At 64.9% G+C, this 13,972-nt stretch carries 11 protein-coding genes, 1 tRNA gene and 2 pseudogenes; 9 read left to right on the top strand and 5 right to left on the bottom strand.

Going from position 1 to position 13,972, the window contains the following annotated elements:
- Together H926_RS32155 and H926_RS25050 are read right to left on the bottom strand one after the other, a co-directional pair.
- Positions 1-152: twin-arginine translocation signal domain-containing protein (locus tag H926_RS32155; protein WP_148291597.1), on the bottom strand; the 152-nt coding region annotated here is incomplete at its 3' end.
- Complete coding sequence (locus tag H926_RS25050; RefSeq protein ID WP_168352729.1) at positions 149-622, bottom strand: (2Fe-2S)-binding protein; 474 nt, start codon at positions 620-622, stop codon at positions 149-151. The genes H926_RS25050 and H926_RS32155, both read right to left, overlap by 4 nt.
- A 181-nt stretch (positions 623-803) precedes the next feature.
- On the opposite strand from H926_RS25050, the gene htpG reads away from it, so the two are divergent.
- The 5 genes from htpG (at position 804) to H926_RS0101460 (ending at position 7,888) form a co-directional block, all read left to right on the top strand.
- A complete protein-coding gene (htpG, locus tag H926_RS0101480) occupies positions 804-2,705 on the top strand; it encodes a molecular chaperone HtpG (RefSeq protein ID WP_022674724.1) in 1,902 nt (633 codons plus the stop codon).
- A gap of 110 nt (positions 2,706-2,815) precedes the next feature.
- On the top strand, positions 2,816-3,502 hold the full coding sequence (locus H926_RS0101475) for a 2'-5' RNA ligase family protein (protein ID WP_028657429.1): 687 nt from the start codon (positions 2,816-2,818) through the stop codon (positions 3,500-3,502).
- 391 nt (positions 3,503-3,893) lie between these two features.
- Positions 3,894-6,245, top strand: coding sequence for a TonB-dependent receptor (locus H926_RS0101470; RefSeq protein ID WP_022674722.1), 2,352 nt, complete (start codon positions 3,894-3,896; stop codon positions 6,243-6,245).
- Between the two features lie 289 nt (positions 6,246-6,534).
- Positions 6,535-7,443, top strand: a complete 909-nt coding sequence (locus tag H926_RS0101465; RefSeq protein WP_022674721.1) for a sugar phosphate isomerase/epimerase — start codon at positions 6,535-6,537, stop codon at positions 7,441-7,443.
- Between the two features lie 40 nt (positions 7,444-7,483).
- Positions 7,484-7,888, top strand: coding sequence for a DUF6379 domain-containing protein (locus tag H926_RS0101460; RefSeq protein ID WP_022674720.1), 405 nt, complete (start codon positions 7,484-7,486; stop codon positions 7,886-7,888).
- A gap of 99 nt (positions 7,889-7,987) precedes the next feature.
- Here H926_RS0101460 and H926_RS0101455 read toward each other — a convergent pair whose 3' ends face one another.
- A complete protein-coding gene (locus H926_RS0101455; RefSeq protein WP_022674719.1) occupies positions 7,988-8,830 on the bottom strand; it encodes a DUF1080 domain-containing protein in 843 nt (280 codons plus the stop codon).
- Between the two features lie 250 nt (positions 8,831-9,080).
- On the opposite strand from H926_RS0101455, the gene H926_RS0101450 reads away from it, so the two are divergent.
- On the top strand, positions 9,081-9,689 hold the full coding sequence (locus H926_RS0101450; RefSeq protein ID WP_022674718.1) for a TetR/AcrR family transcriptional regulator: 609 nt from the start codon (positions 9,081-9,083) through the stop codon (positions 9,687-9,689).
- A 113-nt stretch (positions 9,690-9,802) separates the two neighbouring features.
- Here H926_RS0101450 and dld read toward each other — a convergent pair whose 3' ends face one another.
- Positions 9,803-11,497 carry a D-lactate dehydrogenase gene (dld, locus tag H926_RS0101445; protein WP_022674717.1) on the bottom strand — a complete coding sequence of 565 codons (1,695 nt, stop codon included), beginning with the start codon at positions 11,495-11,497 and terminating at the stop codon, positions 9,803-9,805.
- Positions 11,498-11,861: 364 nt separating this feature from the next.
- Between dld and H926_RS31425 the strand changes: the two are divergent.
- Together H926_RS31425 and H926_RS0101435 are read left to right on the top strand one after the other, a co-directional pair.
- Positions 11,862-11,990 (top strand): annotated as a pseudogene (locus H926_RS31425) (glycosyl hydrolase); the annotation flags it as partial.
- Positions 11,987-13,192 carry an MFS transporter gene (locus tag H926_RS0101435; RefSeq protein ID WP_022674715.1) on the top strand — a complete coding sequence of 402 codons (1,206 nt, stop codon included), beginning with the start codon at positions 11,987-11,989 and terminating at the stop codon, positions 13,190-13,192. The pseudogene H926_RS31425 and the gene H926_RS0101435, both read left to right, overlap by 4 nt.
- A gap of 168 nt (positions 13,193-13,360) precedes the next feature.
- Here the strand turns inward: H926_RS0101435 and H926_RS0101430 are convergent.
- Positions 13,361-13,453, bottom strand: a tRNA-Ser gene (locus H926_RS0101430).
- A 323-nt stretch (positions 13,454-13,776) separates the two neighbouring features.
- Here H926_RS0101430 and H926_RS34410 point away from each other — a divergent pair.
- Positions 13,777-13,972 (top strand): annotated as a pseudogene (locus tag H926_RS34410) (hypothetical protein); the annotation flags it as partial.

The raw sequence follows: 13,972 nt of genomic DNA, 5'->3' as shown, positions 1-13,972 counted from the left end.
TGCGCGCGGGCTGCGCCCACCGGCAGGCCAAAGCCGAGCACCAGGGCGCCGGCGCTGGCCGCGCCCAGGAAGCCGCGGCGCGACACATTCACCGGTTCGCCGGTGGGCAGCACCTTGGCCAGCGCGGGATCAAGCGGGGTCCATTCGGTCATGCGCCGTGCTCCTGCGTGGCAGCCAGGCCAGCGACATCGCGCACCGCCGCCTTGATCGCGTTGTAGGTGCCGCAGCGGCACAGGTTGGTCATTGCCGCCTCGACATCGGCATCGCTGGGCTTGGCCTTCTGCTTGAGCAGCGAGGTGGCCGCCATGACCTGGCCCGATTGGCAATAGCCGCACTGCGGCACCTGGTGCTTGACCCAGGCTTCCACCACGCGGGCGCCCACCGGATCGGCCTCGACCGCCTCGATCGTGGTGATCTGTGCGCTGGCGACCGATTCCACCGGCGTCACGCAGCTGCGCGTCACGGTGCCGTCGATCATGACCGAGCAGGCGCCGCACTGGGCGATGCCGCAGCCGTATTTCGTCCCGGTCATCCCCAGGTCGTCACGCAGCACCCACAGCAGGGGGGTATCGCCATCAGCGTCGATCTGACGCTTCTGGCCGTTGACGGTCAATTCGATCATGAAAGGCAGCCCATTCTTCGCAAAGCACGTATGCTTGGGTTTCATATCGCAATCTAATCGCTGTGGCACGATGAATATCGGGCAGGGTGCCAGATTTTCCGGGCTTGAACTCGGCTTGGCGGGCGCACACCTAAGGCGCCTATTGCATTGTCTTGCCAAACAGAGGGAGCCGAGCCCACCGATGACCGCCGACGTTCTGGACGATACCGCCGCCAGCCCCCAAACCCACGCCTTCGAGGCGGATGTGGCCAAGCTGCTGCACATGATGGTCCACTCCGTCTATTCGGACAAGGATGTCTTCCTGCGCGAGCTGATTTCGAACGCGGCCGATGCGTGCGAGAAGCTGCGCTATGAAGCGATTGCCCAGCCCGATCTCTTGGGCGACGATCCGGCCCCGCGCATCACCATCACTGTCGATGCCGATGCGCGCCGCCTGACGATCGAGGACAACGGCATCGGCATGACCGCAGCCGACATGGCCGAAACGCTCGGCACGATCGCGCGCTCGGGCACCAAGGCGTTCATGGACCGCATCGCGGCGGCCAAGGGTGCTGAGGACACCCAGCTGATCGGCCAGTTCGGCGTTGGGTTCTATTCCGCGTTCATGGTTGCGGCCAAGGTCGACGTGATCTCGCGCCGGGCCGGGCAAGATGGCGCGGCGATGTGGTCGTCCGATGGCCTGGGCACCTATACCATCGGCGCGGTTGCGGCGCAGGATGCACCGGCACGCGGCACGCGCATCGTGCTGCACCTGCTGGATGACGCAGCCGACTATGCGCAAGCGCCGCGTATCGAGCAGATGGTGCGCGCGCAATCGGGCCACGTGCCCGTGCCGATTACGGTCAAGGACAAGCCGGATGCTGAAGGCACCCAGGTGGCTGATGGCACTGCGCTGTGGACCAAGCCGAAGAGCGCCATCACGCCCGAGGAATACAAGGATTTCTACCGCAGCGTGGCCGGGCAGTGGGACGACCCGGCGTTGACCCTGCATTACCGCGCCGAGGGGCGGCACGAATATTCCGTGCTCGCCTTCGTGCCCGAAACCCGCCCTTTCGATCTGTTCGATCCCGATCGCAAGGGGCGGATGAAGCTTTATGTCCGCCGCGTGTTCATCACCGACGAGGCAGAACTGCTGCCGCGCTATCTGCGCTTCGTGCGCGGCCTGGTCGACTCTGCCGATCTGCCGCTCAACATGTCGCGCGAGATGATCCAGGACAGCCCGATCCTTGCCGCGATCCAGAAGGGCCTGACCGGCAAGGTGCTGGGCGAACTGGAAAAGACCGCCAAGGACGATCCGGCGGCCTATGCCAAGCTGTGGGACACGTTTGGCGCCGTGCTCAAGGAAGGGCTCTACGAGGATTTCGAGCGGCGCGAGGCCCTGCTGCGCCTGGCGCGGTTCAAGACCACGGCCTCGGGCGGGGAATGGCGTTCGCTGCAGGACTATGTCGCGGCGATGAAGGAAAACCAGACCGCGATCTATTACGCCACCGGCAGCGATCTGGATCGCATCGCCAGTTCGCCGCAGCTGGAAGGATTCCGCGCGCGCGGCGTGGAAGTTCTGCTGCTGCCCGACCAGGTGGACAGCTTCTGGGTGCGCGGCGCGATCGACCTGGATGGCAAGCCGTTCAAGTCGGTCACGCAAGGAGCAGCCGATCTCAGCCTCATCCCCTTGCCCGAAGGCGCCGACGCTCCCCAGGCCGAGCCAAGCGATGCGGTGGGTGTGTTCCTGGCGTTCGTCAAGGACACGCTGGGCGATGCGGTTTCCGAGGTGCGCGCGTCTGACCGGTTGACCGACAGCGCGGTGTGCCTGGTGGCCAGCGAAAGTGGCCTCGATCGCCAGCTGGAAAAGCTGCTGGCCAACGCCGGGCAGCTTCCGGCCGGCGCGGCACCGGTGCTGGAGGTGAACCCGGCGCACGCGCAGATCGCGGCGCTCGCTGCTCTGCCGGAAGGCGACGCGCTGCGCGCCGACGCTGCCGAACTGCTGCTGGATGAAGCGCGTATCGTCGATGGCGAGCCGCCGCGCGATCCGCGCGCCTTTGCGGCGCGACTGGCCCGGCTGATCGCCCGCGCCACCACGGCCTGATCGGGCCTTTGGGATAGGTGGGGCAGCCAGCGCGCCCATTTGCGGTTGCAAGTGCGGCGCGCGGCTGCCACGCCGATGGCAATGATGCAGGCCTGTGCAGGGACGATACGATGATGCGGCGCGCGTTTTTCTGGGGCATATCCGCAGCTTTGGCGGCGTCCAGCCCGGCGGTGGCCGCGCCAGCGGACAAGGTCAGCATCGATATCTATGCCATCCCCTCGCGCCCGATCGTGGCGGCGGTGGACCAGGCCAGCGCCGATCTGGCGCAACTGGGCATGACCACGTTTCGCCAGCGCGGGCAGGCGGTGCATGCCACGCTTTATCTGACCCAATATCCCGCCAGCGCGGTGCCCCGCCTCAAGGCCACGATCGCGCGGCTGGCGCGCGGCCACAAGCGCTTGCCCCTGGCAATCGATGGCACCGAACGCACGCCCACCAACTGGCTGTTCCTGCGCGTGGTGCACACCCCCGCGCTGCAACGCCTGGCCGATGAAGTGACCCTGGCGGCCGAACCGCTGCGCGACCATGACCTGGCGCCGCCGGTCTGGATGAAGGACTATCCGGCCAAGCTGCCCGCGTTCCAGCGCTATGGCTCGCCCAACGTATTCATGCAGTTCGATCCCCATCTGACCCTGCTGGCCAACGAGGCCAATCCCGCGCTGGCCACCTATATGGCCAAGACCACGCAGCAACCGCCGCGCGCCCAGGGGCAGGTCGATGGAATCGGCATCGCGCTGGTCGATGCCAATGGCCAGATCGTCAGGACTCTCGCCGAATATCATTTCCGCTCGCGCTGACGCGGTAGCGGACGGTCAACACAAGCAGCCACGGGTCAGCGCTGTGCTGGTCGCGTTGGCGCGCGCGGCACGTTGGCGGCACTAGCCAGCGTGATTGCCGGCGCATCACGCCCGGTGGCTGATCTTCATTTTCTATCTCCGTCGCCTCCTCGACGCGTCGCGCCGGTCTGCACGCATCGGCAGCTGGCGGGCGTCGTGTGCGCGGCGATCGGGCGAAGCCGCTTGACATGGCGCCCGACGGAAAATATTGGCGACTTTAATCGGTGATTAAAAATGTATCGCCTAACGCAGGACGCCGGAGGAAAGACCGATAATGCGCGCACGCCCGCAGTGGCGAAAGGGCGCCTTGGGTCTCTTTCTGGTGCTTCACGACATGGAGAGGGAGGCCATCATGATCAGAACGTCCATCCACACTGCGCTGTTCGTCGGCGCTGCATTGGCCCCGCTGGCCGCCGCATCGGCGCAGGACGCCGCGCCGGTTGCGCAGGGCCAGGTTGCGGCCCCGGCTGCCTCTGACGGCCTTGGCGAAATCGTCGTGACCGCACAGCGCCGGTCTGAAAACGTGATGAAAGTGCCGCTCAGCGTTTCGGTGGTCACCGCCGAAACGCTGGTGAAGCGCGGCGTCAACGACCTTAGCGCCGTCACCAAGCTGGCACCCAGCCTTCAGGTGGCGCAGGACAACACCTATTCGATCCGCGGTGTCGGCACGGCGACGTTTGCCACGACGGTGGAATCGAGCGTTTCGCAGATGGTCGACGACGTGGTGCTGGGCAATGGCGAGTTTGCCGCCAACGCGTTCTACGATCTGGAGCGCGTCGAGGTTCTCAACGGGCCGCAGGGGCTGCTGTTCGGCAAGAATGCCTCTGCCGGCCTGATCAATATCACCACCGCCAAGCCCAAGATCGGCAAGCTGGAAGGCAATGCCGACCTGGAACTGGTCACCCGCGACCGCCCGGTGAAGAACGGCCACGGCATCCAGGGGCGGGCCACGTTGAACCTGCCGGTCAGCGAGAACAGCGCGCTGCGCCTCAACGCGATCTACAGCGGGCAGGATTCGGTGACCTGGCCTGAAGTAAATCCCAAGGTTCGCAATGACATGGGCCTGCGCAGCCTGGGCCTGCGCGCCAAGTACCTGTGGGAGCCGGACAACGCGCTCAGCGTCTATATCCTGGGCGACTACAACCGCCAGCGCGGCGTGACCGGCCGCTATGACATCACCTATCGCGAGCTTGGCGCCGGCAGTGCCTATACGGGCTTGGGCTTGCCGTCTGGCACCACCAATCGTATTTTCCAGGCCGACGCTCCCAACTTCCGCGACACTGAAACCGGCGGTGCGCAGGCCAATATCAGCTACACGTTCGATAGCGGCGTCCAGCTGATCAACATTGCCGCGTGGAAGCACATGACGACGGGCTTCTCGTTCGATTCCGACGAGACCCAGTACAACTTCTTCAACACCAATTCGGCGCATCAGAACTATAACCAGTTCTCGGAAGAACTGCGCCTGGCGCTGCCCTCGGGCAACCGCCTCACCGGCCAGGCCGGGCTGTATTACTTCCACTCGCAGCTCAACCAGCAGAATCTGCTGGGCGGCAACAACGGCCTGCCTTCGTTCCTGCTGCCGACCTTCCCGTTCTGCGTTGGTGCCACCCAGCTTGGCGCGCCGCCGGCGGCTTGCCCGGTCAGCAACACCTCGTTCCTCGGCCAGGACTCGCGCTTTACCCTCAAGCAGAACAGCTTCGCCGGTTATGGCCAGGTCAGCTATGGCCTGACCGACACGCTGAAGGCGACCGCTGGCGGCCGCGTCACGTATGACAAGGCCAGCATCGACCTGCTCGAAAACACCGGCCAGTATTTCGTCACGCTGGGCATTCCCAACAACCACTCGGTCCAGAGCACCGATGCCACCAACTTCAGCTACAAGGTCGGCCTCGACTGGCAGGCAACGCCCACGACGCTGGTCTATGGCTTCTACGGCCGTGGCTACAAGGGGCCGGGCTTCTCCAACACCGCGCCGGCGCCGGGCGCCAACCTGGCGGTGCGCCCGGAAATCTCGAAGGGCGGCGAAATCGGTATCAAGACCCGGTTGTTCGACAATCACCTGACGCTCAGCCTTTCGGGCTTCTACACCCGCTACACCGACCTGCAGGTGCAGTCGTGGATCACCGTGCTGCGCACCTTCGTGCTCGCCAATGCGGCAACCGCGACGACCAAGGGTGTGGACGCCTCGTTCACCGCGCGCGTCGCACCGGGCCTTACGCTGTCCGGCTCGGCCACGTATGCGGATGCAAAGTACAACGATTTCCCCGGCGCGCAGTGCTACCCGACGCAGACCACCGGCGGCTGCTCGGCGACGCAGAGTTCGTTCAATGCGGCGGGGTATCAGATTCCACTCTCGGCCAAGTTCAGCACCTCGCTTGGCGCTGATTACCAGCATGCGCTGACCAACACGCTCGATGGCCTGGTTTCGTTGAGCTATTACCACCGTTCGTCGCTGTCAGCCGGCTTTGGCCCGGCGTTCCAGATCCCGAGCTGGGATACGCTGGATGCCAGCCTGGGCCTCAAGGCGGCAAACTGGACGCTGTCGGTCTTCTGCAAGAACTGCACCAATGCCATCCGCCCGATCTCGATCGGTTCGGACGGCGGCGATGCGTCGCTGAGCCCGGCCGTGCTGACGCTCAACCAGCGCTTCAGCTTCAACTCCGTTCGCACCATCGGCGTGCGGGCAGGGATCAACTTCTGATCTCTTTCGATCGGAAGTGATGCAAGGCTTCGGAGCGTGGGGGCGCTTCCGAAGCCTTGTTTTTGGGCCGGCGCTCAAGCCCGGCATGTCCACCAGGCGCGTCAGGGATGCGGGATAGGCAGCCGCGCGATGGCGAAATGACGCGAAATGGCCGCTTGCCAGGAATTTGATCACCGATTAAATCGTAATTAGAATGTAGTTCCTGTTCTGGCTTTTGCAGCAGGCCAGGAACGCAGAACGGGCCGGATGGCCCGATCCACCACGGGATCGACAGAACAGGGAGTTGAGCATGTCCGGGCAGTTCAAATACGGGGTATCGCTGTACAGCTATACCGAAGACTTCGGCAGCATCATGACCCTTGAGGATGGCTTTGATCACGCCGCCGATACCGGGGCCACGGGGATCGAGATCCTGGGTGAGACGCATGTGGAGTGCTATCCCGAACCCAGCAAGGAATGGCTCGACACCTGGTTCGGCCTGCTTGACCGCTACCAGCTTGAGCCGACCAACATGTGCTCGTGGGTGGATACCAAGCTGCGCCTGGGACGGCAGCTGACGGTCGAGGAAGGTGCCGGAGAGCTTGAGCGTGACTTGCGCCTGGCCCACCGGCTTGGCTTCAAGTTCCTGCGTCCCAAGTTCGGCGTGATCGACGCGCAGCTCACCCCCGATCCGATCTGGTCGGGCGCGGTCGAGCGGGTGCTCGATCTCGCCAATAAGTTCGACATCGTGATCTGCCCCGAAATCCATTCGCCCACGCCGATCAGGCACCCGGCGGTGGAAGGCTACATCGATTTCATCGAGCGCACCGGAACCCCCAACTTCCGCCTGCTGATCGATACCGGCATCTTCCAGAACCGCCCGCTCAAGGGCTGGCAGCATGAAGTGCCCGAGGGTGATAGCGATCACGCCAAGCTGATCAACGGCATCGCGGTCGATCCCGAAGAGTTCCTCGACATCGCCAAGTACGTGGCGTTCATCCAGGCGAAGTTCCACTACATCAACGATGATCTGCAGTGCGAAAACATCCCCTGGGACAAGGTGATACCGGTGCTTAAACGCGCGGGCTACAGCGGTTACCTGTCTTCGGAATACGAAGGTGCGCGCGAGCCGTGGGTGGCGATCGACCAGGTCCGCCGCCAGCACGTCATGATGCGCCAGCTCGAGGCGCAATACGACGCCGCGCTGGCCGACGCCTGATCCGCTCGCACCCTAGACCGCCATTTTCCAGGAACATGCCATGTACGAATATCAACTTATCCAGGCCACCGGCTTCCGCAACTACGGCCCCGAAGATGCGCGCGAGGGGGTGGAAGTGCGCCTGCGCCTGCCCAACTATCGCGGCATGCGTCTGTCGCTGCTCGACGGCGTCGACGTGACGCTTGACGACGAGTTCTTCAGTTATGAAATCACCAAGCTGCGCCTGCATGGCGAGGTCTATGATCTCGACGCCATGCGCGACGCTACGACGGTGCGTTGGGCGATGGGCGACTTTGGCAGCGTGCTGGTGCCCAAGGCGGGTGGGCTGGCCCCCGGCATCCATCGCGTCAAGGTGGCGGCCCGCGTCCGTTCGCCCTATTTCCCGCCGCACCTGCAGCCTCTGCCGGTGAATGGGGAGCGCCTGGCAACGATTGTCCTGCCCTGAGCGGGCAAAAGCGCGCCGCGCCTTGCCGGGCCGGCGCCAAAAGCAAAGGCCCCCGGTGCGCGCGCACCGGGGGCCTTTGCTTTTCCATAACGGCGCAAGTCAGAGTTGGCGGATCTTCACGTTGCGGAACATGATTTCTGCAGCCTCGATCTGCAGCAGGATGCGGCCGCGCGTGAGGGGGATGTAGCGCGAGCGATCGGCAGGGTCCTGGCGTTGCAGGCCATAGAGCGCGGTCACGATGCGGCCGTTGACGATATGGGCGGCCTTGTCACCCTGGGCGATCAGTTCGACTGTGTTCCACCCCTCCAGCGTGTCAAAGCTGCCATCGGCGCGGATCCACTGGCGCAGCGATCCGCCGGCATCGACTTGCGGGGCGTATTGCGTATTGCCGGGAAGGTCTTCGGGCCAACCGGGCAGCCCGCCTTGCGAGATCGCCGGAATGGCGCGGTGGTTGATCGGCAGGGCATCGCCGGTGTTGCGCTCCATGATCTGGTATTCGATGGAATCCGGCCAGAGCAGCTCGCGGCCAGTGGGATTATGATAGAGGATGCCGCTGTCCCGCTTCCACAGCGTGCGCGGTTCGTAGCGGCGCGTGCCCCACTGGTATTCGAGGCTGAGGTGATAGTTCTCGTACTCGCGGTCGGTGGCGAGGTAGCCCATGCCTGCCTTGGCCGGGCCGCGATAGCGCGGGCCGAGCAGGTGCAGCATGCCATCGTGGACATCGACCACGCCATCGCGATCCTGCTGGCCCACTCCATCCTGGAAGAACGTCCAGCCGGCCATGTCGCGGCCGTTGAACAGCGGCTGCCAGCCGTCAGCCGCGGCCCCGGCGGGCCCTGCGGCTGGTGCCCGGCTGGCGGCGGATACCACGTGCGGCAGCGCGGCGGTGGCAACGCCGGTCGCGGCCAGGCGCGTCAACGCGCCGCGTCGGGTGGTTTTCATGCATATCTCCCTGGATTCCATACCGTCTGATCGGCGGATACCCAGTCTTTTTAATCGGTGATCAAATTATCGCAAGCGGGGATTGCGAGTACCCATGCCGTCGCCCAGCCACAGTGCGCCGTTCACGTTTTGACATCGTCTGGCGCGCGGTACAAAAGGCAAGGCGCTGGATGCCAATGCCGCTGATGACGGCGGAGCGGGGCGGCTATTGCCCGCCCCAGGCAACCGGCACATCACCGGACGGGAAAGAATGAGCGACAAGAAGCAGTATCACCGGGACAAATTGCGCAACAGCCTGCTTGATGCCGGTCGTGCCTACCTCAAGCAGCACGGGCACAACGGGCTTTCCATCCGCACTCTGGCCCAGGAGGTCGGGGTGTCGCCCGGCGCGCCCTATTATCATTTTCCCGACCGGCGTTCGCTGCTGCTGGCGCTTGCCACCGAGGGGTTTAACGAAATGCTGGCGGGCACCGAGCAGGTTCTTGCCGGCAAGGCCAGCCCGGCCGACAAGCTGCGGCGCATGGGTCTGCTGTTCATCCGCTTCGCCGAAGAGAACCCGCATCTGCTCGATCTCATGTACGAAAGCGAGCTGACCACGCCAACGCTCGATCCCATGCTGCTGGAATTCCAGCGCGCGGGCCACAATGCCCTGCGCGAACAGGTTGTCGGCGCGCTCGACGGCGTGGACAAAACCCATGCCGACGTGCGTGTCGTGGCCTATTGGTCAGCGATCTATGGCTTTGCCACGATGCGCAAGAAGGGGGTGTTGCGCCCCAGCGATGATGGTGCCTTGCCCAGCGTGGATATTGCCGAAACGATCGTCGATATCACCTTGCGCGCCGTGCTCGCTCCCGACTGACCGCGCGCCGGAGATGGCGGGGCAGAGATGCTGTTCCGCAACGTGATGATCCGCCAACTGGATGCCGCAGACTTTGCCGACATCCGCAAGGGATAAGTCGTCCTGGCGCCGCGCTATTGCCAGTCGCGCTGCCGGCTCGTTTGGCCAATGCCGGGATTGAGGCGGTTGCCGGGATCGAGCGCCCGGTAATGCGCCGCCAGCGCCGGCTTGGCCGGATAGAGGTGGCCAACGTTGTGCTCTGCCGGATACTCGGCACCGCGCGCGTCGAGCAGGTCCCACATGCGGTGCTCCAGCGCGAGCGGGTCGACGCCTTTCTTCAGGATATAGTCCTGGTGGAACACGTGGCAGAAGAAATGGCCGTAATAGAGCCGGGCCTCGATCGCATCGGCGATGGCAGGGGGCAGGACTTCCAGCCAGTCCTCGTCATTGCGGCGCAGGGCGATGTCGAGGGCAACGATGTCACCAACCCGATCCGCGTGCATGGCGCGGTAGCGGATTGCCGCGCCGGCCACGGCAAAACGGTGGAGGAAGGCCTTCTGCGCTTCGTGCGGGGTGCACTCGAACATGTCGCCCGTGGCACTGGGAAACATCTGCGCCAGTAGGGTGCGTGCCTCGTCCACGCCATCGCGTGGCATCTTGAGGATTAGGTGGTGGGTAAAGTGATCGCGCCACGCCCGCATGCGCGGCGGAAGATGCTGCGGCAGCAGCCGGCTTGCCGCCTGCATGACCCGGTCGGAGAGGTTGGCCGGCAGGATGCGCCAGCGCCGTGCCACAGCGTCGATGCGGTTCTTCAACGCAAAGAGGCGGGGCAGGCGATCGGTACCGAACCGCTCGATCGCGACAAACACGTCCTTGCCATAGACCGCAGCGATATCGAAGGCGTCGCGGTGGATATATTCGCCCGAGATCGGCAGTTCGCGAAATTGCGCCAGGATCGTGCGGCGCAAGCGGGTGAGTTCGGCGGTATCGTTGGTGCCGATGTAGAACGTTGCCGTCTGTTCCTCGCGCGGGAAGGTGTCGAGCCGAACGGCAAAGACCATGACCTTGCCCGCGCTGCCTGACGCCTCGAACAGGCGCTCTGGGTCGGCGTTATAGCGAGCGGGCGAGGGGGCGGCGATGTCACGCACCCGCGCGGCATAGTCCTGGCACGAGGCAGCGCAGGGCGCCGCGCCGGCCTCACCGGTGACGGGCAGGTGCCCTTGGCCGATACGGCCGAGAATGTCCTCGGGCGTGGTGCCGAGGTCCAGGCCGAGATGGTTGACCAGTTCGACCGTGCCATCGGCCATGACCCGGGCAAACAGCGCCATTTCGGTATAGGCGGGGCCACGCCGGATCAGGGCGCCGCCCGAATTGTTGCAGATGCCGCCGATTACCGAGGCACCGATGCACGACGATCCGATGACCGAATGCGGTTCACGGCCGAGCGGCGCCAGTTCACGCTCGAGATCATAGAGCGTGGCGCCGGCCAGGCAGACCACCTGCGTTCCGCCGGCCAGGGAGTGGACGCCCTTGAGGCGCAACGTGTTGATGATCACCACCGGACGGTCATAGTGCCCGTCCGGGGTGGAGCCGCCGGTGAGGCCGGTATTGGCAGCCTGGGCAATCACGATCACATCGGCGGCGACGCAGGCGCAAAACGCGTGATACTGTTCCAGCGGCGTGCCTGGGCGCACCACGGCAAGAACATCCCCGGTTCCATAGCGATAGCCGGTGGCAAAGGCGCGGGTCGCATCGCTGCCAGTAAGGACGTGGCGCGCGCCGACAATGGCGCGCAAGCGATCGAGCAGCGGGGTAGTGGTAGAGAGCATCAAGCAAGCTCTTACTGCTGGTACGGCCAAGGTGCACGGGGGAAAACACCCCCATCGACCCACAGTGTCTGCCCGATGACGAATGCCGCAGCCGGGCTGGCGAAGAACAGCACCGGTCCGGCGACGGCTGACGACACGACCGATCCGGCTTGCTTTCCATTTGATCGCTGATTAAAAATGGCGTGGTGCCACGGTCGGAGCCGTTGACGACGCTGCGCTGCCATCACCGATGCCAGGGGCCGATGTCAGGGAGAGAACAATTGCCTAGACGTTTCGTGGGCCTTTCCCGCGCCGCCGGCCCGATGCTTGCCCATGGCGCGGGCAGGTCCATCCGGCGCCCGAGGCGCTTGCCGACCCGCCGGTTACGGCGCAGCCGCGGGTGTGGTGGCCCTGGATGAACGGCAACATCACCAAGGACGGCATCGCCAAGGACCTCGCCTGGATGAAAGCCGTCGGCATCGGTGGCGCACTGCTGAAAGGACGAGCAACATGAGTACCGCAACCGATATTGGCGCACCACGCCAGGCGGGCCTGCCCCAAGGCATCGTCGTGGTGATCGCCAGCTTTCTGCCCATCCTGGCGATCGTCGCCCTGGCGCCGGCAGTGCCGCGCATGATGGCGCATTTCGCCGGTGTCCCCGGGGCGAGCCTGTGGGTGCCGCTGGCGGTCACCGCGCCGGGCCTGATGGTCGCGCTGCTGTCGCCGGCGATGGGCTGGCTGGTCGATCGCCATGGCCGCAGCCGGCTGCTCGTCGTCGCCACCGCAGTCTATGGCCTGGTCGGTATCGCGCCGGTGTTCATCGACGGCCTGCCCGCGCTGTTCGCCTCGCGCCTTTTGCTCGGCGTGTGCGAAGCGGCGATCCTGACGGTGACCAATACGCTGGTGGGTGACTATTTTGACGAAAGCCGGCGCCGTTTCTGGTTGACCGTGCAGTCCGCCGCGCAGCCGTTTTTCGGCGTCTCGCTCTTGGTGCTGTCGGGCATGCTGTCAGGGGTGGGTTGGAACATTCCGTTTCTGGTCTATGCCTGCGCCATCCCGATCGCAGTGGCGATGGCATTCCTGCTGTTCGAGCCGGCAAAGCGCAGCCAGACGCTGTTGGCCGCGGCCGTGGCCGGCTTTCCCACCCGCCATGTCCTGATCACCAGTGGCGTGACCCTGCTCGCTTCGAGCATCTACTACGTCTATATCGTCCAGGTTGGCCTGCTGTTTCCCGGTGTCGGCGTCACGTCGCCCGATACGATCGGCATGCTGATCGGACTAGCGAACATTGGCGTCTTCTTTGGTGGGCTGTTGTTCAAGCCCGCATCGAGCCGGCTTGGCACCGGCTGGCAGATTGGCATCTTCTTTGCGCTCATGGGCGCTGGCCTGCTCGGCATTGGCGCCAGCGCTTCGGCCGCCCAGCTGACCGCGTTCTGCACCGTCCAGCAACTGGGCGCCGGCCTGTGCATTCCCACGCTGCTGTTGTGGACCATGCGCGGGTTGAGCGATGAGAACCGGGGCCGCGGCATGGGCTTCTGGAGCTGCGCGTTCTTCGTGGGCCAATTCGTCAGCCCGGCGCTGGTCTCGCTGGTTACCGTGTTCAGCCACGGCCTGCCCCTGACGTTCGTGGCCATCGGCGGAGGCAGCATCGCCCTGGCAATCATTGTCGGCATGGCCCTGAGCGCCAGCGCACGCCCGGCACCGGCCCGCGCCTGAACCGCAAAGCGCCGCCGCCATTCCCGCCTTTCAGCAAAAAACGCCCGGGTGACCATCGTCATCCGGGCGTTTTTAAGCCGTGTGCGGTCAGAACATCAGGCCGGCTCGCACCGGTGGGTGCGTTGCGGCTGGGATGCGCGTTCGATGGGGATCGCCATATGCATGATGTGGCGGAGACGGAGGGATTCGAACCCTCGGTACCGGATTTACCAGTACGACGGTTTAGCAAACCGTTGGTTTCAGCCACTCACCCACGTCTCCGGATCGCAGCGGCGAGGGCGGCCTATAACGGGGGTTGTGGGGCGGGGCAAGCGCTGTCTTGTGATTTTTCCCCAGGCTGGCGCAGAGGGCTGTGGACAGCTTTGTGTGGCGGTGTGGTGCCGCCCTTTCGGCTGGCTGGCGCGGTGCGTGGCCGGTTGGGCGCAATTTCGACTCGGCTCATCGCCCGTTCATTGTGGTGGGGCAAACCTGTGGCGGATGGAAACAATCGGATTGCCGTGGCGCCACCTTGGCGCCATGTCGAACCACCATTGAGCCGGGTCACTGCCGCAATCGGCGCTCGCAGTTAGGGGACGGGAAACAAGATGAAGCGTGCCATCCATTATCGCCTGGCCCTGGGGCTGGCGGGTCTTTCCCTGCTTGCCGCCCCGCTGGCCCAGGCGCAGGTTCAGACGATCGATCCCAATTCGGCGATCGACAGCGATCTGGCGCCGCAGCCCGGTACCACGCCGGCCGCGCCGCGCGCCACGCCGGTGCAACCCAACGCGGCCCCAGCCCCCG

The sequence above is a fragment of the Novosphingobium sp. B-7 genome (assembly GCF_000410615.1).
Classification (GTDB): domain Bacteria; phylum Pseudomonadota; class Alphaproteobacteria; order Sphingomonadales; family Sphingomonadaceae; genus Novosphingobium; species Novosphingobium capsulatum.
This window is presented reverse-complemented; position numbering and strand designations above follow the sequence as displayed.

What these genes read in the sequence shown, in the direction of transcription:
- H926_RS25050 (WP_168352729.1), bottom strand. Translation starts at nt 622, where the DNA reads ATGATCGAATTGACCGTCAACGGCCAGAAGCGTCAGATCGACGCTGAT.
- htpG (WP_022674724.1), top strand. Translation starts at nt 804, where the DNA reads ATGACCGCCGACGTTCTGGACGATACCGCCGCCAGCCCCCAAACCCAC.
- H926_RS0101475 (WP_028657429.1), top strand. Translation starts at nt 2,816, where the DNA reads ATGATGCGGCGCGCGTTTTTCTGGGGCATATCCGCAGCTTTGGCGGCG.
- H926_RS0101470 (WP_022674722.1), top strand. Translation starts at nt 3,894, where the DNA reads ATGATCAGAACGTCCATCCACACTGCGCTGTTCGTCGGCGCTGCATTG.
- H926_RS0101465 (WP_022674721.1), top strand. Translation starts at nt 6,535, where the DNA reads ATGTCCGGGCAGTTCAAATACGGGGTATCGCTGTACAGCTATACCGAA.
- H926_RS0101460 (WP_022674720.1), top strand. Translation starts at nt 7,484, where the DNA reads ATGTACGAATATCAACTTATCCAGGCCACCGGCTTCCGCAACTACGGC.
- H926_RS0101455 (WP_022674719.1), bottom strand. Translation starts at nt 8,830, where the DNA reads ATGAAAACCACCCGACGCGGCGCGTTGACGCGCCTGGCCGCGACCGGC.
- H926_RS0101450 (WP_022674718.1), top strand. Translation starts at nt 9,081, where the DNA reads ATGAGCGACAAGAAGCAGTATCACCGGGACAAATTGCGCAACAGCCTG.
- dld (WP_022674717.1), bottom strand. Translation starts at nt 11,497, where the DNA reads ATGCTCTCTACCACTACCCCGCTGCTCGATCGCTTGCGCGCCATTGTC.
- H926_RS0101435 (WP_022674715.1), top strand. Translation starts at nt 11,987, where the DNA reads ATGAGTACCGCAACCGATATTGGCGCACCACGCCAGGCGGGCCTGCCC.